This is a genomic window from Trabulsiella odontotermitis, from assembly GCF_001188485.1.
Classification (GTDB): Bacteria; Pseudomonadota; Gammaproteobacteria; order Enterobacterales; family Enterobacteriaceae; genus Trabulsiella; species Trabulsiella odontotermitis_A.
In genome coordinates this window covers 1-19,369 of record NZ_JNGH01000075.1, presented here as the reverse complement: position 1 = coordinate 19,369, position 19,369 = coordinate 1, and the positions used below count along the sequence as shown (strand labels likewise).

Sequence of the window (19,369 nt, the reverse complement as noted above, 5' to 3'; positions counted from 1 at the left end):
CTCACTTATTTACCCCGCCGCCGTCAACGGGTATCTTACGCGCGGAAAACAGGAGAAAACCATGACAGCCCAGAAGCCGGGATTGCACCCGCGTAACCGCCATAACACCCGCTACGATCTCACCGCGTTGAGCCAGACCAGCCCGCAGCTGGCACCGTTTTTAACGTTTAACCCGGCGGGTGAGCAGACGGTCAACTTTGCCGACCCGCTGGCGGTGAAAGCGCTGAACAAAGCGCTGCTGGCGCATTTTTATGGCGTCGAAAACTGGGATATCCCGGACGGTTTTCTTTGCCCACCGGTGCCAGGGCGCGCGGATTATATTCACCATCTGGCGGATCTACTGGGTGAAACGACTGGCGAGATCCCGCGTAATGCCACTCTTCTTGACGTCGGCATCGGTGCAAACTGTATTTATCCGCTGATTGGCGCCCATGAATACGGCTGGCGGTTTACCGGCAGCGAAGTGAATGCGGAAGCCTTTGCCAGTGCGCAGGCGATTGTCAGCGGCAACGCCGGACTGAGCCGTCAGATCCGTCTGCGGCGGCAGAAAAACCCGGAGCAGATTTTTACAGGCATCATCCATAAAAATGAAGAATACGATGCCACGCTGTGTAACCCGCCATTCCATGATTCTGCCGCCGCGGCACGGCAGGTGAGTGAGCGCAAGCGCCGCAATCTGGGGCAGGATAAAAACGAAGCGCTCAACTTTGGCGGTCAGAAGCAGGAACTGTGGTGCGAGGGCGGCGAAGTGGCATTCATCAGCAAAATGATTGCCGAAAGCGCGTCGTTTGGGCGTCAGGTGATGTGGTTTACTTCCCTGGTGTCCCGTGGCGATAACCTGCCGGAACTGTACCGCGCGCTGACGCAGGCGGGCGCGGTGAAAGTGGTGAAAAAAGAGATGGCCCAGGGGCAAAAGCAGAGTCGCTTTATCGCCTGGACCTTTATGAACGACGAACAGCGTCGTCGTTTCGCCTCACGCCCGCGTTAGATTGTCGGCCCTTCGGGCGCGGCACCGCCGACAGGCAGCATCTGATAGGTCTGCACCGGGGCGCGAATGCCCGCGCGATCGAAGTGTTTTTTCACCTGTGTATCCAGCGCAAAACGTACGGTCCACTGCTTCAGCGGCAGGGTGGTGAAGGAGACGCGCAGGGTAAACGCGGTATTGGTCAGTCCCACCAGCCCGGCAAACGACGGTTCGCCGATGATCAGCCCGCGAATCGCCTCCTGCTCCATCAACTCGGCCACGGCGTCTTTCAGTGCCTGATTGGCTTTATCCGTATCTTCATGACGATCGACATCGTAGTTCGCCACCACCGAACCAATGCCGCGAACAAAGTTGGCGAAGGTGGTGATCGACGACCACGGAATGATGTGATACGCGCCGGTATCCTGACGCACGCCCACCGACCGAATTGACATCCGTTCCACTGTGCCGGTCAGCGGCCCGATGGTCACCAGATCGCCGGTATTCATGCCGTTTTCAAACTGAATAAAGATCCCGGTGATAATATCCTTCACCAGCGTCTGCGCACCGAACGAAATCGCCAGACCCAACGCCCCGGCACCGGCCAGCAGCGGGGCAATATTCACACCAATTTCTGACAGCACAATCATCACCGTGATAGTGCTGATCACCACCGCCAGCGCGTTACGGAACAATGTCAGCAGCGTCCGGGTGCGCGCGCTGGGCAGCGGGCGACCATGTATGTCCGAGGCGAGGCGGTTTTCGATAAGGCTGGCGAGCACTGTCCAGCCCACGGCAGAGAAAAAGAGGATCAGTGCGATGCGGATCAGGATATCAACGGTTTTCTCCCCCGCGCCGTAATGCAGCCATTGCCAGAAATCGAACAGCCCCCAGGCGCTGAGCATCAGCATCACCGCCACGCAGACGATCAGGAAGCGGGCGAACTTCAGCGATCCGGAAATCCAGCCGTTGAGCCGTTTTTGCAGCTCAGGATAGTTGCGCTGCGTCTCCGGCGACAGGGTGATGGTTTTCGCAATCCAGCGCGAGAGAATGCCGGAGGCGAACGCGGCGATGCTGATAATGGCCAGGCTGCGTACCGTCGCACCCATCATGAATTTCAGGCTGTTGCCCGGATCGAACAGTGAGAAAAAGAACAGTACGATGAAGTAGGCGCTCGCCACCCAGTGCCACACCAGCGCAAAGGCGCGGATAAACAGGCTGAAGAAGGGTAGCGAATGGTCGGCAAGCTGCTGAAGGCTGCGGGTGATGTGCTGTTTGTTGCTGAAAATCAGTCGCAGCGCCCAGAGGGTGATCACCAGCATAATCGCCACGTTCGCCAGCGCGCCAACCTGCACGTTGATCTGGTTAGAGATAATCGGCACCGCCACAATCAGCCCGTAGCCGATGAGACTGCTCAGCGCGCTCAGGCGCAAGTTCCAGTAGCGTGCGACGTCGTCCTGGGTGTTAAACGGTCGCAGATCCGCAACCCGTGGGCAAAAAATCAGCCGCAGAATGGCTTTGAAAAATTCAATCAAGGCGAAGGCATTTAAAAACAAGCTCTGCTGAAAGGCGATGGTGCGGCTGCCCGCGTTCAGGTTATCGCTCAGCATCTGGCCGATAAACAGCGTCAATGCCAGCAACATAAGATCGATAATAAACGCGCCGACAATCATTGACGGCAGTTGTAACCAGTTATTGCGCTCGCGGTTTTTCCGCCGTCCCCATTGCCCCATTTTGCGGTACAGCGGCAGCGCGCAGAGGCGCAGGGCACCGTAGATGGCGAACACCAGCGCTGCCAGTAGCAGGAAATGGGTCAGGGCGCTGGTGAAGGTTTGCGGGTTAAACGGCTTGTGCGGAGAGCCGGTGATGTTGCGCCAGAGCTGGGCGAAGCGCGACGACAGCTGCTCGCCATAATGACGGCTGAGATCGGTGACGTTCTCAAGCNTTTCCAGTCCGCCAGCCAGCGCCGCATAGGCCGCTTTTTTCTGCGCCAGATCCGGCTCCTGCGCAGGCGTCTGGCTGGCATCGGACGAGGTGCTGGGGGTTACGCCCGGGATGGTCACCGCCTGTAGCGGCGCACTGAACAGTGCGAAAAGAAGTAGCAAAACCCAGGGCACGATAACCTCCGTCTAAAAACTCTAACGAAATGATAAGTATAGAAGGCAGACGGAGGCGCGCGGGTTTTGAGATAAATCTGGTGGGGAAATCACTCTCTCCCCGGCGGGGAGAGAGCANAACGTGCTGCAGAAACTCCTGCAGACGCTGGCTCGGCGGATTTTTCACTAACGCCTGCGGGTTGCCATCTTCCGCGATGCGGCCTTTGTCGATGAAAATCAGCCGGGACGCTACTTTCTCCGCAAAGCCGATTTCGTGGGTCACAATCACCATCGTCATGCCTTCTTCCGCCAGATCCTGCATCACTTTTAGCACTTCATGACGCAGTTCCGGATCCAGCGCCGAAGTCGGCTCATCAAACAGCATCATTTTCGGTTTTACCGCCAGCGCACGGGCAATGGCGACGCGCTGTTGCTGACCGCCAGAAAGCTCAGACGGGTAGTGGTGCGCGCGTTCGGCAAGCCCCACTTTTGCCAGCAGATCTTTCGCCTGTTTTTCCGCCGTGGCTTTGTCTGCGCCACGAACACGCAGCGGACCAAACATGACGTTTTCCAGCGCCGTCAGGTGCGGGAACAGGTAGAACTGCTGGAACACCATGCCCGCTTCCTGGCGAATCAGGCGTTCGTCCACTTTCGGATCGTTTACTTTCAGACCATCGACGATAAGCTCGCCGCTGGTGATCTCTTCCAGCTTGTTAATGCAGCGCAGCAGCGTGGATTTACCGGAGCCGGACGGCCCGATAATGACCACCACTTCGCCCTGTTTAATGCTCAGATCGATGTTATGCAGCACCTGGGTCGGGCCGAAGTGCTTGGAGACGTTTTTAAATTCAATCACAGGATTTTCATCCTTCTTTCAAGACGACGCAGAATGAAGCTCAGCACCAGGGTGATGATCAGATAGAACACGGCGACCGCACTCCAGATTTCCAGGGCACGGAAGTTACCCGCGATGATCTCCTGGCCCTGACGGGTCAGCTCGGCGACGCCGATAACAATAAACAGCGAGGTATCTTTGATGCTGATGATCCACTGGTTGCCGAGCGGCGGCAGCATACGGCGTAGCGCCAGCGGCAGGATCACGTGGCGAATGGTTTCGCGGCGGGACAGGCCCAACGCCAGACCGGCTTCGCGGAAGCCTTTGTGAATCGACAGCACCGCACCGCGGGTGATTTCCGCGATGTAGGCACCTGAGTTAATCATGATGGTGACGACGGCGGCGCTGAACGGATCAATGCGCAGGTCGGTAAACGCCATCGGCAGGGCGAAGTAGATAAACATCACCTGCACGACGATCGGGGTGCCGCGGATCACTTCGATGAAGACCAGTGCGATATGGTTGGCAATCCAGCCGCCAAAGCAGCGCGCAAAACCCGCCGCCAGACCGATGATCAAGCCGCCAATCAGGCCGACAACAGAGATCAACAGCGTCATTTTGGCGCCTTCCATCAAAAGCGGAATGGCAGGCCAGATGGCACTCCAGTCAAACTGCATGATGTATTCCTGTAAACCGTGGTGAAAAATGAAAAATGTAGGCCCGGTAAGCGCAAGCGCCACCGGGCGTTACAAACCTGAATTCAGGCGGAATTATTTAGGTTCGGTACCGAACCATTTTTTATAGATTTCGTTGTACGTACCGTTTTCGCGCAGGGTTTTCAGCGCGCCGTTCACTTTCTCACGCAGCTCGTCGCTGCCTTTCGGGAACGCGACGCCATACTGCTGCGCTTCCAGCGATTCGCCCACCGCTTTAAACTGGCCGTTGCCGGCGGTTTTGATGAAGTACAGGATGTTCGGCGTGTCGTGCAGCACGGCGTCCGCACGGTTGGTGCCCAGTTCCATATACGCGTTATCGATGTTCGGGAACTGACGCAGATCTTTGGTTTTGATATTGGCTTTCGCATAATCAACCGAACCGGTACCGCTCTTCACGGCCACGACTTTGCCGTCCAGGTCTTTCACGCTTTTGACGTCGTTATTATTGGCCTTAACCATCACCAGCAGACCACTTTTGTAGTAGCCATCGGAGAAGTCGATCGCTTTTTTACGTTCGTCAGTAATGGTGATACCGGCCAGCGCCAGGTCAACGTTTTTGGTTTGCAGCGCCGGAATGATCCCGCTGAAATCCATCGGTTTCAGGGTGTAGTCAAGCTTCAGCTCTTTGGCGATAGCCGCCCACAGATCAACGTCAAAACCGACGTATTTATCGCCTTGCTTAAATTCAAAGGGGACAAATGCGGTGTCGGTCGCGACAACCAGTTGTTTTTCCGCAGCCTGAGAGGACATCGCAAAAGCCAAGGTCAGTGCAGCCAGTGATACGTTGAGTACAGACTTCATAGAATTTCCTTTTTTTATCCACGGGGCGATCCCCTGCAAGAACACAGGGCAATATGAAAAAATCGTGCCATGTTTGCAACTTGTTGTTTTATAACAACTGTAGAAACTGGCGATGCACAGCAACGGGCAGGATTCAGCCTGAATGCACCGTTATGGGGCGTCATTTTGGTGCAGGTTTTGTGCACCGCGACGGAAGGTGTTTTTTAACGCAAGAGCCGGTGATAAAACAATCTTTTGTTAACGATTGTGTGAGGAGATTATTACAATTAATTTACTTAGGCGAGTTATGGTGCAGAAAGCTGCACCATAAATGTGCAAAACCCCCCACGAAGGTGGAGGGCTTCAGAGTGGCATGATGAATTACGCGATGTTGGATTCGATAAACCACAGGAATTTATCGAGGTCGCGGGACGCCGCGGTGAAGATATCAGCGGTATCGTCGTCTTTCGCTTCGCTGATGGCCTTACGGACATCGTTCGCCACGATAGCGTAGCGGTCAGCCAGCTCTTTCAGGTGATCCTGAACGTCATGAATATCCAGCGGATAGCTTTTCAGCGGCGTTTTGGTGTTGATAACCTGCGTGGTGCCCAGCGCTACGCCACCAAGCTGAACGGCACGTTCTGCCATGGTATCCAGATGGTCAGTCAGCGCAGTACGGAAGCCATCCAGCATTTCATGGACGGCGATAAAGTTTGCACCGCGCATATTCCAGTGGGCTTGTTTGGTGATCAGTGACAGGTCAATGAACTGGACGACCTGGCGGTTGAGCAGTTCAACCGTGGCTTTCTTGTCACTGTCCGATACATCGTTGCGAGTATAAAGCAGATTAGATGTTTTAGTTTTTACCAGTTTAGCGGTAGCCATAATCTCATATCCTCTTGAAATGTATTATCCCCGATAATTAACGGAAATAAGTATAGCACCGGATCCTGACAGTATGATTCACGCTGTACCTATCGGTTTGATAGCGAAAAATGCATGTCACTGTCAGAAATTAGCTGATATCCACCTCTTTGAGTTTGCTGCTGCCGCGCACCGTTAACGCCGACCCCATCGATGCGGTAACAATCGCCAGCAACGCCATCCACTGGGTAAAGGTGAGCGTTTCGTTGAGGAAAATCATCCCGGAGATCGCCGCCAGCGCGGGCTCCATGCTCATCAGCGTGCCAAAAGTGCGCGTTGGCAGGCGGGTGAGGGCAATCATCTCCAGCGAATAGGGCAGCGCGGTGGAGAGTACCGCAATCGCCAGCCCCAGCGGCAGCAGCGACCACTGCCACAGCGCTTCGCCGGTCTGCATCACGCCAATCGGAACGAATACAATGGCGGCGATCAGCGAGCCTGCGGATACCGTCGCCGCGCCGTGCTCTTCGCCTACCCGTTGACCGGTCAGAATGTACACCGCCCAGCCCGCGCCCGCGCCCAGCGCCAGCGCCGCACCGGGCNGTCCATATAACAGCAACGGCAGGCGCTTTGATTTTTCAAAACGCAGCCGCCATGGCTTAAACACCACCACCAGGATCAGGGTGCCAAGCGCCAGTCGCAGCGCGGTGACGCCCGGCGCGCCGACCAACGGAAACAACGATTTAGCCAGCGATGCGCCGCTCTGTATGGAGCACATTGCAATGATAATTACCAGAATTGGCAGCCAGGCTGGCGTGGTGCGGGACGACCCAGGCATCCTTTCTCCTGTCAGTTTTTGTCAAAGGACGTAAAACCGTCAGTGTAAATGAATTACCCCTCCGCGGTTTAGCGATTGTTGAAAAAAAACCAGCCGGAAAGTCGTAGAATGCCGTCACGCTGTCGGTTTTTTACGCTACCAAATTAGGATTAATCTGGATGAGGTGCGGGTGTAATACTCGCCATAATGGCGTAATATTCCGTAAATTCGCTGATTTATGAAAGGTATAGTCAGTCGTGGAAACGTTTGGTTACATGAAATGGGTCTTTAGACAGCGTAAAGTGGAAAGAGTTTCTTAACAATTTTTGATATATTTAAAACTTAGGATTTACTTGAAGCACATTTGAGGTGGTTATGAAAAAAATTGCATGTCTTTCAGCACTGGCCGCAGTTCTGGCTGTTTCCGCAGGTTCTGCTGTTGCAGGTACTTCTACCGTTACCGGTGGTTACGCTCAGAGCGATATGCAGGGCGTTGCTAACAAAACTAACGGTTTCAACCTGAAGTACCGTTACGAGTTCGACGACAGCAACCCGCTCGGTGTTATCGGTTCCTTTACTTACACTGAAAAAGATCGTACCGAAAACGGCATCTACAACAAAGGCCAGTACTACGGTATCACTGCGGGTCCGGCTTACCGCATCAACGACTGGGCAAGCATCTACGGTGTAGTGGGTGTTGGCTACGGTAAATTCCAGGCGAACGACTTCCCGGCTAGCAAGTCTGACACCAGCGATTACGGCTTCTCCTACGGTGCGGGTCTCCAGTTCAACCCGATCGAGAACGTGGCTCTGGACTTCTCCTACGAGCAGTCTCGCATTCGTAACGTTGACGTTGGCACCTGGATCGCAGGCGTTGGTTACCGTTTCTAATCACGTCGGTGATAATAAAAAATCCGCCTCATGGGCGGATTTTTTTTGCCTGCGATGTCGCGCTTAACGGCTTTTGGTACTGAAGATGTCGGTGCCGAGGTGGTTGTAATCGACCTTCTGCAGTTTGAAATTGGTGATATACACCGCACCGGCTTTCTGCTCAGAGATGAAGCGGTAGCGCGAGGCAATCTCTTTCGCTTTAATGCCCGTCCACTGAGAGAAGAAGTTCAGGAAGTCGTTCGCTGAACGACGCGCTTTCACGATGCGGTGCGATTTATCATCGCTCGACAGCACCATAAACGGCACCTGGAAGTTCTGCTGGAACTTATCGTCATGCGCCAGGTACTGCACTTCTTTGCCGCGCTCTTTAAACGCCAGCCCGTGGTCGGAGAAATAGACCATCGAAAAGCTGTCGCCGGTATTGCGCAGCTGATCGTACAGCTTGCTCAGCAGTTCGTCGGTTTGCGTCATGGTGTAGAGGTAGCACGACGTCTCTTTTGACTGCACAAACTCCGCGTATTTCCCCTGCGTCCGGTCACATGCCTGCGGGTGTGAGCCCATCAGGTGCAGCACAATCAGCTGCGGCTGCGTGCGCTCGGTAGAAAACACCTGGGCGGTCATTTTCAGCAGCGCCTCATCGCGGGTGTTTTTGTCCGCTTCGAAATCGCCGCTTTTGAGAAACTGCACTTCGTCGGCACGTTTAGCGATACTGGCGATGGCGGTGTCGTACTCGCCAATCTGCCCCTGGTTCGAGAACCACCAGGTCTGGAAACCCGCGCGGTTGGCGAGGGTGACGAAGTTATCCTGATACTGCGGTTTGCCGTCGACCACGCGGTTGAGCGTCAGGCCGAGGGACTTCTGCGTCGAGCCGCTGGCGGCAATATAATCGGTAAACAAATAGCCGTTCACGTGGCTGGCGAACGGCGTGTTATCCCAGTGACCGCCAAAGGCACCGAGCGCGTCGCGGCGCGCGCTTTCGCCGATCACCACCACGTAGGTGTGATATTTCGGCTTCACCGCCACGATATTCCACGTGTCTTTCATGCCCGACAGTTCCGCCATCCGCGCCTGTTCATCCAGCACTTCATGGTTGCTGACGATCACGTCTTTCACAAAGCGCAGCGCCGGGTAACCGGTGTCGATCACTTTAAACACGCCGCCCCACGCCAGGTTTTGCACCGGCTGGACGAAAAACGTGCCGGCGCAGAACACCAGCGCCAGTTTTTCCAGTTTTCCCCACGGCTTGCTTTCCGTCACGTTGCGGCGCACGGCAATCACGCCGAGGGCGAAAATAAACACGGCGATAAAATAGCTGTACCATGGGAAAATAGTGAGAATTTCCGTCGACTCTTCCATATTGGTCGAGTGCAGCGCCAGCAGGGTATTGAAGTTTGGTGCGCCGTACGCCTGCGAGAACGGAAAATAGAAAGCCGCGACCAGCGAATATCCCCCGATAAGCACTTTCTGTACGCGCGGAAAAGAACGCCACAGCAGATGCAGGACGCAGGCAAACGCCACTGTATAAAGTGCGCTAAAGGAATAACCCAGCGCGAGGTTAATCAGCAGAGATTGCAGAACATAGAAACCAGTCCACGGGCTTAAGGCCACACCGCGGGCAGCAAGTGAATCTTTCAGGGTTAAATTCATAGGTCACTATCAAAAAAACGCCATGTGCTTCCCCTGGCGTCAAGGGTTAAAACCTGCCGGGATAGTGCGAGAAAAACGAGAAAGGTTCTCAGCTGTATGCCATAAGCCATGCAGGGCTGCACGAAGATAGAGCGGCGCTATAAGAAGGTCAACTACTGATAAGCAAATGTTTTGCGAGGAAGTCTGCAAATCCGTAAAAATCACGCGGATTTTTTGATGCTGACGCCAGTCTGGCAGGGGATTGTGACAAAAAAATGAAGCGGCGTACCGCGACGCCGCTTTTTAGTGTGAAGGTTTATCCGGCTGCGGTTTGTTGTTGATGTAATCACACAACATGTTGAGCAGCATCAGTCGTACTCTAAAAGGAGAGTGAGTAAACACGCGTAAGCACCTCTTCAGTTCGTTCATCGTGACCTCCCGGGACATATGGCTTCTTCAATCCATGAAGACTGTCTGTCTTATATACAGATATAGCACAGGCTATATTATATAGCTATGGCTAACGCGTTAAATTTTTGTGCTATCGGCGCGATCCTTTACAATGGTGCTTCTTTATATGATGCTTTGACGCGTTGCATTAATGGGGAAGTACAATGAGTCGTCGCGAGGGGTCGCCAGTGAAGAAAAAAGTGACGCACCTGGTCAATGTGGAAGAGCACGTTGAAGCCTTTCGCCAGGTGCGCGAGGCGCATCGTCGCGAGCTGATTGATGACTATGTCGAGCTGATTTCCGATCTGATCCGTGAAGTGGGCGAAGCCCGTCAGGTGGATATGGCCGCCCGGTTAGGCGTCTCGCAACCCACCGTCGCCAAAATGCTCAAGCGGCTGGCGAGCGTCGGGCTGATCGAACAGATCCCGTGGCGTGGTGTGTTCCTGACCGCTGAAGGGGAACGACTGGCGGAAGAGAGCCGTATTCGTCACCATATCGTAGAAAATTTCCTGCTGGTGCTTGGTGTCAGCCCGGAGATCGCCCGCCGTGACGCGGAAGGCATTGAGCACCACGTCAGCCAGGAAACCCTCGACGTCTTTCACCAGTTCACCCTCAGGCAGGGGCAACGCTCTGAATGAATCTGCCGTTTTTGCGCGCGCTGGCGCGCGATAGGTTCCTGCATCTGCTGATTGTTATCGGCATCCTGTTAAGTTTTTGGGTTCCCTTTGCCCCGCAAAAATGGCTCGCCGCCATTGACTGGCACACTATTATCACGCTCTGTGGCTTGATGCTGCTCACCAAAGGGGTGGAGCAGAGCGGCTACTTTGACGTGCTCGGGCGAAAAATGGCCCGCCGGTTTGTGACTGAACGGCAAATCGCGCTGTTTATGCTGCTCGCCGCCGCGCTGCTGTCGACTTTTTTAACCAATGACGTCGCACTGTTCATCATCGTGCCGCTCACGTTGACGCTGAAAAAGTGGTGCGCGATCCCGGTCAACCGGCTGATTATTTTCGAAGCGCTGGCGGTCAACGCCGGTTCACTGCTGACGCCCATCGGCAATCCGCAAAACATCCTGCTGTGGGGGCGCTCCGGCCTGTCGTTTACCGCGTTTATTGGCGAGATGTTCCCGCTGGCGCTGGCGATGATGCTGTCGCTGCTGGTGCTGTGCTGGTTCTGTTTCCCGGCGAAAGCGCTGGTTTTTCAGAGTAGCGACCGCACGCCGCAATGGTCGCCGGTTTTAGTCTGGAGCTGTCTGGCGTTTTACCTGGTCTTTCTCATCGCCCTTGAGCTGAAACTGGAGCTGTGGGGGCTGGCGCTGATCGCCGTCGGTTTCCTGCTGCTGGCAAGGCGCGTGGTACTGAGCGTCGACTGGTCATTGCTGCTGGTGTTTGTGGCGATGTTTATCGATGTGCATCTGCTGACGCAGCTTCCCGCGCTGCATTATCAGCTGACCGGCGTGGGTCACTTCTCAGATGGCGGCCTGTGGCTGACGGCCATTGGCCTGTCGCAGTTTATCAGTAACGTCCCATCGACGATTCTGCTACTGAATTACGTGCCGCCGACCACGCTGCTCGCCTGGGCGGTGAACGTCGGCGGGTTTGGGCTATTGCCAGGGTCGCTGGCCAATCTTATTGCGCTACGCATGGCCAACGATCGCCGCATCTGGTGGCGCTTTCACCTCTATTCGCTGCCTGTTCTCGCATGGGCCGCCATCACCGGTTATCTGCTGCTGCAAAGCAGATAAACAGGATCAGGCAAGAAACGGGCAGAAATGCCCCATTCGCAATAATTCACCACTGGCTATAACTATAGGGCACTCGCATCATTCAATTCGAGGAGACTCCTGTGAGATACCAGAAACTAGGCAATACCGGGTTGTTTGTGTCTGAACTGTGCCTCGGCACCATGACGTTCGGTGGTGAAGGCGGCATGTGGGGCAAGATTGGTCAGTTGCGTCAGGCAGAAGCGGAACAACTGGTGGGCAGCGCACTGGATGCGGGCATTAACTTTATCGATACCGCCAACGTCTATTCTGAAGGACGTTCGGAGGAGATCACCGGTCAGGCGCTGAAAAACCTGAAAGTGCCGCGTGAAAATGTGGTGGTGGCAACCAAAGTGTTTGGCGAAACCGGCACCGCGGGCGTCAACTCGCGTGGCAGCTCGCGCTATCACATCATCAATAGCGTCAAAGAGAGCCTGCGCCGTTTGCAGCTGGATCATCTCGATCTCTATCAGCTGCACGGTTTTGATCCGGCAACGCCGATGGAAGAGACGCTCCGCGCACTGGACAGCCTGGTGCAGCAGGGCCACGTGCGTTACGTCGGCGTGTCGAACTGGGCGGCATGGCAAATCATGAAGGCGCTGGGCATTTCCGACAAGCTCGGGCTGGCACGCTTTGTTTCGCTGCAGGCGTATTACACCATCGCCGGGCGAGACCTGGAGCGCGAGCTGGTGCCGATGATGCAAAGCGAAGGCGTCGGGCTGATGGTCTGGAGCCCACTGGCGGGCGGTCTGCTGAGCGGTAAATACGACCGCAACGGGCAGGGCGAAGCCGGTGGTCGCCGACTGGAATTTGACTTCCCGCCGGTGAACAAAGATCGCGCGTTCGACTGCGTGGACGTGATGCGCACCATCGCCGACAGCAAAGGCGTATCCGTCGCGCAAATCGCCCTTGCGTGGCTGTTGCACCAGCCGGTGGTCAGCAGCGTGATTATTGGCGCTAAACGCGCGAACCAGTTACAGGATAACCTGGCCGCAACGGATATTCGCTTCACCGAAGATGAGCTGCAGCAACTGAATGCCGTCAGCGAATTACCGCGTGAATACCCCGGCTGGATGCTGGAGCGTCAGGGGGAATATCGTCGTAATCAACTGGCCGCGAAATAAGCGTAACTGGCGGTGACTATATTTATATATATTTACCGCAATTATGATTAAAGTAAAATATCGATTTACATTGATGAATTAAGTTTTCCTGAAAATATCATGTAGATAATATACATCCTCATAACCCACTGTAATTCAGTGGGTTATTGTTATTTTCGAATCGGGCACGATCCCGATCTATTTCTTTTTCTGACCATTGCAAAAATAATATTCCCGCGCTGGATTGAACCCCTTATTACCAGCAAAAAATAACTCATTCAGGACGGGTAATTGCAATGGAAAAAAGACGAAGCATTCTTTCGTTATGTATCGCCATGGCCTTAAGCGGCAACAGTTTTGCGGCGGATACCAACGACACGACCAAAAACGAACCCCAGACCATCAGCTGCAGCGACGACAGCAGCACACTCAGCACCACCGACAAAGAAAAATACACTTCCCGCCACTGTGATGACGCCGCTGTGGGTCAATCTGCTGGCCGGGTCGATGATCGACATCCAGCTCACCGCGATGGTGATGGACGTGGTGAAAATCGTGCTGATCCCGATTGGTGCCGCCATTCTGCATGACTACCTGAAAACCTACGCCAGCGCCAATGGCCGCCGTGTGGTGCAGGGGCTGGCAGGTATCAGCGCCGTCTGGCTGTTGTACATGATTGCCGGTGGCTGGGATTCGCTGTTCGGCACCGCCAGCGCCGACGCGCAGATGTACGCCGTGGTCCTGAACTTCGTTACCGGTGGCATTATCTGGGCGCTGTTCTACAACTGGCTGTACGGACGCTTCACCAGCATCAAAAACATCATGCCGACCATCTCGATGCTGGGCATTATCTTCTTCACCACCACGGCCGCCGCTGCCGGGCGCGACAATCTGGTGCAGGTCGGTTTCCTGCTCTGCTTCGCCATGCTGATGCATAACCTCGGCGGCTTCTTCATCGGCTACCTGATGAGCCGCTGGATCTTCCGCATGGACGTGCAGTCCGCCCGTACCGTGGCCTTCGAAGTGGGCTTACAGAACGGTGGGATGGCCTCGGGGCTGGCTGCCGCGATGGGCAAACTGGCTACCGTCGGTCTGGCCTCGGCGGTGATGACGCCGCTCGGCAACGTCAGCGGATCACTGCTCGCCAACTACTGGCGTAAGAAAGACGCCCGCGCCGCGAAAGCCGCCGCCGCTGCTGACGCACCGCTGGCCGCGACTGACTCTCTCTCAAAAGGAAAATTATCATGACCACATTGACGTTGCAGCAGGCACGTCGGGCGCAGGAATATGCCCTGACGCTCGCCGAAACCCAGTACAACCAGCGACCGCTCAGCGTGGCGGTGTGCGATGCCACCGGGGAACTGCTGTGCTTTGCCCGCATGGATAACGCGAAACTGCTGACGGTCGAACTGACCCAGCGCAAGGCACACACCAGCAGTCGCATGGGCTGCACCACGCAGGCGTTCCTGCAGCGCCTGCAAAAAGAACAGCTGGATATCAGCTACTTTGCCGACCCGCGCTTTACCGCGCTGCCCGGCGGCGTCCCGGTGATGCGTGACGGTAAATGCCTGGGTGCCGTGGCCGTCGGCGGACTGTCGGCGGTAGAAGATCACGACGCGGCGGTGGCGGTTGCCGCCCTGCTCACAGAGGAAATTGCACAATGAAAAAGATTGCCATGCTGCACACCAGCGCCGCCACCCTCGCCATGATGCAACAGCTGATGGCTGACATCATGCCGCAGGCGGAGGTGATGCACCTTGTTGAAGAATCGATGATCAAGCAGGTGATGAAAGCCGGTGGCGTGACCCCGGCCATCAGCGCGCGCATCGCGGGTTACATTCAGATTGCGGAAAAAGCGGACTGCGAGATTTTCATGACCGCCTGTTCGTCCATCGGTACCGCCGTTGAGCAGTGCCAGTTTATGACGCCGCTGCAGCTGACCCGCATCGACTGCGCGATGGTGGAAAACGCCATTGCACAGGGCCAGCGCATTGCGGTGCTGGCGACGGTCGCCACCACGCTGAAACCGACGCTCAGCTACGTACAACGCAAGGTGCAGGAGAGCGGCAAACCGCGCGAGGTAGTACCGGTACTGATGGAAGACGCATTCCACGCGTTGCTGGCGGGTGACAACGCCACCCATGACCGCATCGTCAGCGAAGGGCTGAAAAACGCCTTTGCCTCAGCGGACGTGATCATGCTGGCGCAGGCGTCAATGGCCCGCGTATTACAACAACTCCCCACCCCGCCAGTGCCGGTGCTGACCTCGCCGGAAAGCGGCGTTCGCTGGCTGAAAGCGCTGGCAGAAGCGTGAGTTAGCTGTTTTTCAAAAACACAAAAGCCTGCCCTTGCGCAGGCTTTTTTATATTCACCGCATGAATGAATAATATATTCAAAATACTCAATCCTTATTTTTTAATTATTTCTACATTTACTGTTTAATATTTATCAGCCCAATAAAAACCCTAAAAATAATCATGTAAATTAACACGTTAACAATAATTACATTATTTTTGCACATTCCCACCCATTTATTCGGTGAACGTTTGCCGTTTTAATATTGCCACGGTGCACACCCACTCCCTTTTATTTTATCCCTCGCACTGTGTGATTTATTCCCAGGAGACATACAATGAACCTCAGGCAGAGAAGTACCCTTTCGATCTGCATTGCTATGGCCTTAAGCGGCAACAGCTTTGCGGCGGAAACAAACGATATTTCTAAAACCGAACCCCAGACCATTAACTGCAGCGATGACAGCACGAAACTCAGCGCCGCCGACAAAGAAAAATATGCCGCACAATGTAAGACCGACGACAACCTGCTTGAATGGGTTGCCGCTGGCGTTGCGGCCGTCGGTGCCGCCGTGGGCATTGCGGTGTACAGCGACGACGATGGCGACAGCCATTCCTCCGCTGACACTGGCCCGACCCCGCCAGACCCGGACCCGACGCCCGATCCCGACCCGACACCCGATCCCGATCCATCACCCACAGTGATGACATACAGCAATGGCGTGACCCTGGATGAGACCACCAAAACCATCACCTTTGACGCCGTTACCGGCCAGAGCGACGGCCCGGTCACCTTTACTTACGTCAAATCCGGNCGACGGTGCGGAAGTAAACAACAACGGCAACACCATCGTCGACGGCGACGGCTCCACCGGTACGGCGGTGACCGGCGATGACGCGGTGGTCAACAACGGTGATACCGCCGCGACGGGCGGCGGCACCGGCACTAAAGTCGATGGCGATAACGCACAAATCAACAACAACGGCAACGCGACGGTGGACGGCAGCGGCTCAACCGGTACAGCGATTACCGGCGACGGCGCGGTGGTCAATAACGGCGCAGCGGCGGCGGTACCGGCACTAAAGTGGACGGTAACGACGCGGTGATTGTGAACACCGGTGACACCACCGCCGACGGTGAAGGCTCCGCAGGCACCATCATCAACGGCGACAACGCCAGTTTCGACCAGCAGGGCGACATTACCGTTACCAACGGCGCGACGGGCATCGCGGTGAACGGTGCGACGGCGAAGATTGATAACAGCGGGACGATTACCGTCAAAGACGCAGGCTCTGTGGGCGTCAGCGTCAGCGGCGACAACGCCAGCTTTAACAACAGCGGAACTATCAACGTCGACACCTCTGCCACGGGTGTGACTATTTCAGGGTTGGCCGCTAACGTTGATTTGAGTGGCGACTTAAATGTTACTGCATCCAATACTGATGGTTTGAATGATGATACTGGCCTGCGTTTCGCGCAGGGTGATGGTTTTATTGGTGTTAATATTACCTCAAATAATACTGCCGACAGCGCAGGGACTGTGCTGATTGATGGTAGCGTTACTGTCAATTCAGAACGTGATATTTCACTTGATGTACCTTATGGTCGAGATCTGGTAGGGGTTGCCGTTAATGGTGATTTTAATAACATTGCTATTAGCGGTACACTGGATGTTAAAGCGACACCATATTACACGGACCAGGCTGCTTATAGTTCGTCACTCTATCAGGATAATGTCACGGGCCTTAACGTATCGGGGAACAATAACACTGTATCCATCGCGGATGGTGTAGATGTGTCCAGCCTTGATACCACCACAGGATGGAATGCCGCTCCTGTAGTGACGGGGATAGACGTAAGCGGTCAGGGCAACAGCGTTAGCATCAGTGGTGAGTCCAGTTACGCAACACGTAGCGGATATAGCAACAATGTGTCATTTGCAAAAGTCAATGATTCGGCATTGTTGACACTGAATGAGGATTCGACTCTCAGTATTGATTCTGAAATGTCATCGTATGCTGCAGTGTTAAACAGCCACGGTATCATTCAAGCCAGTAACAGAAGCCAGGTGCTAAATGAAGGCGAAATTACTAGTGATGCGTTTTATAGTGTGTCACAACTTTCCGTTATTTCTGGCGAATCAGGAAGCACCATCGTCAATACAGCAACCGGGAATATTTCATTAGCTGTCGATCGCAGTGCATATGCACAAGTGGCCTCATATCCCAGTGCGTTGGCAGGTAATTCAGCAACAATAGTTAATGATGGAGCCATTCAGGTAACACAAACCAGCGGTGCGGCTTTTAATGATAAAATGGGCTTTAGCTCAGGTACATTAATTAACTCTGCGTATCAATTTTCTGCAATTTCCGGAAATAACACATCTACCGTTGAAAACAATGGATTCATCACATCTGATGGTGGCAATACATGGGGCATTATCACAACCGCTGACTCTTCTGCAACAAACAGTAATACAGGCGTTATAAGTCATAGCGGAGACTGGAAAACCATTGATGGTTCTTTACTGGACTGTACTTCACTCAATTGCATTGTCGCCTATGGTGGTGCAATGGCCTCAACAACGAGTTCGACTTCTACCAACAATGGTGCTATTGAGGTTATAAACGCGGGAACCGGGATGCTGGCTACCGGAGCAGGAAGCGTGGCGACCAACGCCGGAAGCATCACACTTTCATCAGATCCTACTGTAGGAGAGGATACACCGTGGTTGGTGGCAATGGCGGTTACCAATGGCGGTACCGCCATCAATGATGAAACCGGCGTTATTAACATTAACGCCGATTATGGTCAGGCGTTCTACAACGACGGCACTGGGGTGATTGTTAACTACGGTACCATCTGCGCCGGTGGCGACTGCCAGGACGCGGCGACCTACAACCCGACCGACAGCGCTGTCAGCACCGTCTATGCCGACGGCAGCGTGATGGCGCAGGCGGGTGATACCACGACGCTGACCAATAACGCCCTGATTGACGGCAGCGTCAGCAACGCCGGGACCGTCACCGGGCAGAAAATCGCTCTTACTGATGCAGACGCGGTGCTGACCAACCAGACCGACGCGGTGATTGATTCTGCCATGAACGTCAACGGCGGACAGTTCAGCAACGATGGCACCCTGAACGGGACACTGACGCAGACGGGCGGCACATTCAGCAACAGCGGTGTCTATGCCGGGAAACAAATGGCAATCAGCGGTGGAGCCGTGGTGAACGCCGCTGGCGGCGAAATACACAACGGGGGCAGACTGACAAATAACGCTGCCATTACCAACCACGGTACCTGGTATGCCGACAACGGCCAGGATTTCTGGACAGACAACACCACGCTCAACAATGCCGCAGACGGTACGCTGGTGTTAACCGGCCAGCGGACGTGGCAGGGTGATAATGGCAGTGTCCTGAATAACCAGGGAACGATTACCACTGATGGCAGCCAGGGCAGCAGATCCAGCCTGCGTCTGGGAAACGGTGATAATAACGCCATCATTAACAGCGGTACCATCACGCAGACCGGTGGCAGCGCAGTACTGATTGACGCGCAGGCTGATTATGCCACCCAGAGTACCTTCTGGAACCAGAGCGGGGGTGTGGTGAACTATGACGGCACCTCGACGGCTGTCAACATGAACCACAGCAATACGGTTGCCCTGAATGACGGCACTATCAACCTGTCGCAAAGCAATGCCGTCGCCATGAACGGCAGCAACAATGCTCAGCTGGTGAATAACGGCACCATCAGGGTACGGAAGGTACTGATGCCACCGGCCTTATCGGTATGCAGCTGGATGCCAAATCCACAGCAGACGCGGTGATTGAAAACAACGGTACGATTAACATCTACGCCAGTGATTCATACGCCTTTGCCAATGCCGGTGCGGGCCATGTGGTCAATAACGGCACGGTGTATATCGATGACAGCGTCACCGGCTCTGGTCTGATTTCCCCGGACAGCACCAACACCACGGTGGAAGGGGTGAACGGTAACGACGGCAGCGGCAGCGAAGTGCATTACACCGACTACACCCTGCCAACGCAGCCTTCCAACAGCCTCAACGGTTACGTGGTCGGTACTAACGCCGACGGCAGCGCCGGACAGCTGATGGTCAGCAATGCCAGCATGGACGGGGTCAGCGTCAACACCGGCTTCACC

General features: G+C 54.9%; 17 protein-coding genes and 2 pseudogenes. 10 read left to right on the top strand and 9 right to left on the bottom strand.

The window, feature by feature from the left end:
- Nucleotides 1-61 precede the first annotated feature (61 nt).
- Nucleotides 62-988 carry a 23S rRNA (adenine(1618)-N(6))-methyltransferase RlmF gene (gene rlmF, locus GM30_RS08165; RefSeq protein ID WP_049848208.1) on the top strand — a complete coding sequence of 309 codons (927 nt, stop codon included), beginning with the start codon at nt 62-64 and terminating at the stop codon, nt 986-988.
- On the opposite strand, the gene ybiO is transcribed toward rlmF, so the two are convergent.
- The 6 genes and pseudogenes from ybiO to GM30_RS08135 all read right to left on the bottom strand — a co-directional run bounded on the left by ybiO (nt 985) and on the right by GM30_RS08135 (nt 7,090).
- The gene (ybiO, locus tag GM30_RS08160; protein ID WP_049848207.1) at nt 985-3,081 is read right to left on the bottom strand and encodes a mechanosensitive channel protein; all 2,097 of its coding nucleotides are present in this window, start codon (nt 3,079-3,081) and stop codon (nt 985-987) included. The two genes, rlmF and ybiO, sit on opposite strands and share 4 nt — an antisense overlap.
- Before the next feature lie 118 nt (nt 3,082-3,199).
- Nucleotides 3,200-3,916: pseudogene (glnQ, locus tag GM30_RS08155) on the bottom strand (glutamine ABC transporter ATP-binding protein GlnQ); the annotation flags it as partial.
- Nucleotides 3,913-4,572: a glutamine ABC transporter permease GlnP gene (gene glnP / locus GM30_RS08150; RefSeq protein ID WP_049848206.1), complete on the bottom strand. Its 660-nt coding sequence runs from the start codon at nt 4,570-4,572 to the stop codon at nt 3,913-3,915. The pseudogene glnQ and the gene glnP, both read right to left, overlap by 4 nt.
- 93 nt (nt 4,573-4,665) lie before the next feature.
- Nucleotides 4,666-5,412: a glutamine ABC transporter substrate-binding protein GlnH gene (glnH, locus tag GM30_RS08145; protein WP_049848205.1), complete on the bottom strand. Its 747-nt coding sequence runs from the start codon at nt 5,410-5,412 to the stop codon at nt 4,666-4,668.
- Nucleotides 5,413-5,772: 360 nt separating this feature from the next.
- Nucleotides 5,773-6,276 (bottom strand): DNA starvation/stationary phase protection protein Dps, encoded by a 504-nt coding sequence (gene dps, locus GM30_RS08140; RefSeq protein WP_049848204.1) that lies wholly within the window; start codon nt 6,274-6,276, stop codon nt 5,773-5,775.
- Nucleotides 6,277-6,406: 130 nt separating this feature from the next.
- Nucleotides 6,407-7,090, bottom strand: coding sequence for an EamA family transporter (locus GM30_RS08135; RefSeq protein ID WP_049848203.1), 684 nt, complete (start codon nt 7,088-7,090; stop codon nt 6,407-6,409).
- Nucleotides 7,091-7,444: 354 nt separating this feature from the next.
- On the opposite strand from GM30_RS08135, the gene ompX reads away from it, so the two are divergent.
- Complete coding sequence (gene ompX / locus GM30_RS08130; RefSeq protein WP_038159858.1) at nt 7,445-7,960, top strand: outer membrane protein OmpX; 516 nt, start codon at nt 7,445-7,447, stop codon at nt 7,958-7,960.
- Between the two features lie 63 nt (nt 7,961-8,023).
- Here the strand turns inward: ompX and GM30_RS08125 are convergent, their stop codons facing one another.
- Together GM30_RS08125 and mntS are read right to left on the bottom strand one after the other, a co-directional pair.
- The gene (locus GM30_RS08125; protein WP_049848202.1) at nt 8,024-9,607 is read right to left on the bottom strand and encodes a phosphoethanolamine transferase; all 1,584 of its coding nucleotides are present in this window, start codon (nt 9,605-9,607) and stop codon (nt 8,024-8,026) included.
- 282 nt (nt 9,608-9,889) lie between these two features.
- Complete coding sequence (mntS, locus tag GM30_RS24045) at nt 9,890-10,015, bottom strand: manganase accumulation protein MntS (protein ID WP_072091805.1); 126 nt, start codon at nt 10,013-10,015, stop codon at nt 9,890-9,892.
- 185 nt (nt 10,016-10,200) lie between these two features.
- Between mntS and mntR the strand changes: the two genes are divergently transcribed.
- The 3 genes from mntR (at nt 10,201) to GM30_RS08110 (ending at nt 12,922) form a co-directional block, all read left to right on the top strand.
- The gene (gene mntR, locus GM30_RS08120; protein WP_049848201.1) at nt 10,201-10,674 is read left to right on the top strand and encodes a manganese-binding transcriptional regulator MntR; all 474 of its coding nucleotides are present in this window, start codon (nt 10,201-10,203) and stop codon (nt 10,672-10,674) included.
- Entirely contained in the window at nt 10,671-11,780 is a 1,110-nt protein-coding gene (locus tag GM30_RS08115) for an SLC13 family permease (RefSeq protein WP_049848200.1), read from the top strand. Before mntR ends, GM30_RS08115 begins: the two co-directional genes overlap by 4 nt.
- A gap of 101 nt (nt 11,781-11,881) precedes the next feature.
- The gene (locus GM30_RS08110; RefSeq protein WP_049848199.1) at nt 11,882-12,922 is read left to right on the top strand and encodes an aldo/keto reductase; all 1,041 of its coding nucleotides are present in this window, start codon (nt 11,882-11,884) and stop codon (nt 12,920-12,922) included.
- A gap of 320 nt (nt 12,923-13,242) precedes the next feature.
- On the opposite strand, the gene GM30_RS26580 is transcribed toward GM30_RS08110, so the two are convergent.
- Nucleotides 13,243-13,419, bottom strand: coding sequence for a hypothetical protein (locus GM30_RS26580; protein ID WP_162212985.1), 177 nt, complete (start codon nt 13,417-13,419; stop codon nt 13,243-13,245).
- On the opposite strand from GM30_RS26580, the gene GM30_RS08105 reads away from it, so the two are divergent.
- The 5 genes and pseudogenes from GM30_RS08105 to GM30_RS27840 all read left to right on the top strand — a co-directional run.
- Nucleotides 13,409-14,149 carry a bile acid:sodium symporter family protein gene (locus tag GM30_RS08105; protein WP_238582622.1) on the top strand — a complete coding sequence of 247 codons (741 nt, stop codon included), beginning with the start codon at nt 13,409-13,411 and terminating at the stop codon, nt 14,147-14,149. The genes GM30_RS26580 and GM30_RS08105 overlap by 11 nt on opposite strands.
- Entirely contained in the window at nt 14,146-14,565 is a 420-nt protein-coding gene (locus tag GM30_RS08100; protein ID WP_049848198.1) for a GlcG/HbpS family heme-binding protein, read from the top strand. Before GM30_RS08105 ends, GM30_RS08100 begins: the two co-directional genes overlap by 4 nt.
- Nucleotides 14,562-15,215, top strand: a complete 654-nt coding sequence (locus GM30_RS08095; protein WP_049848197.1) for an aspartate/glutamate racemase family protein — start codon at nt 14,562-14,564, stop codon at nt 15,213-15,215. Before GM30_RS08100 ends, GM30_RS08095 begins: the two co-directional genes overlap by 4 nt.
- An 862-nt stretch (nt 15,216-16,077) precedes the next feature.
- Entirely contained in the window at nt 16,078-16,302 is a 225-nt protein-coding gene (locus GM30_RS08085) for a hypothetical protein (protein WP_049848195.1), read from the top strand.
- Nucleotides 16,303-18,704: 2,402 nt separating this feature from the next.
- Nucleotides 18,705-19,369, top strand: a pseudogene (locus GM30_RS27840) (hypothetical protein); the annotation flags it as partial.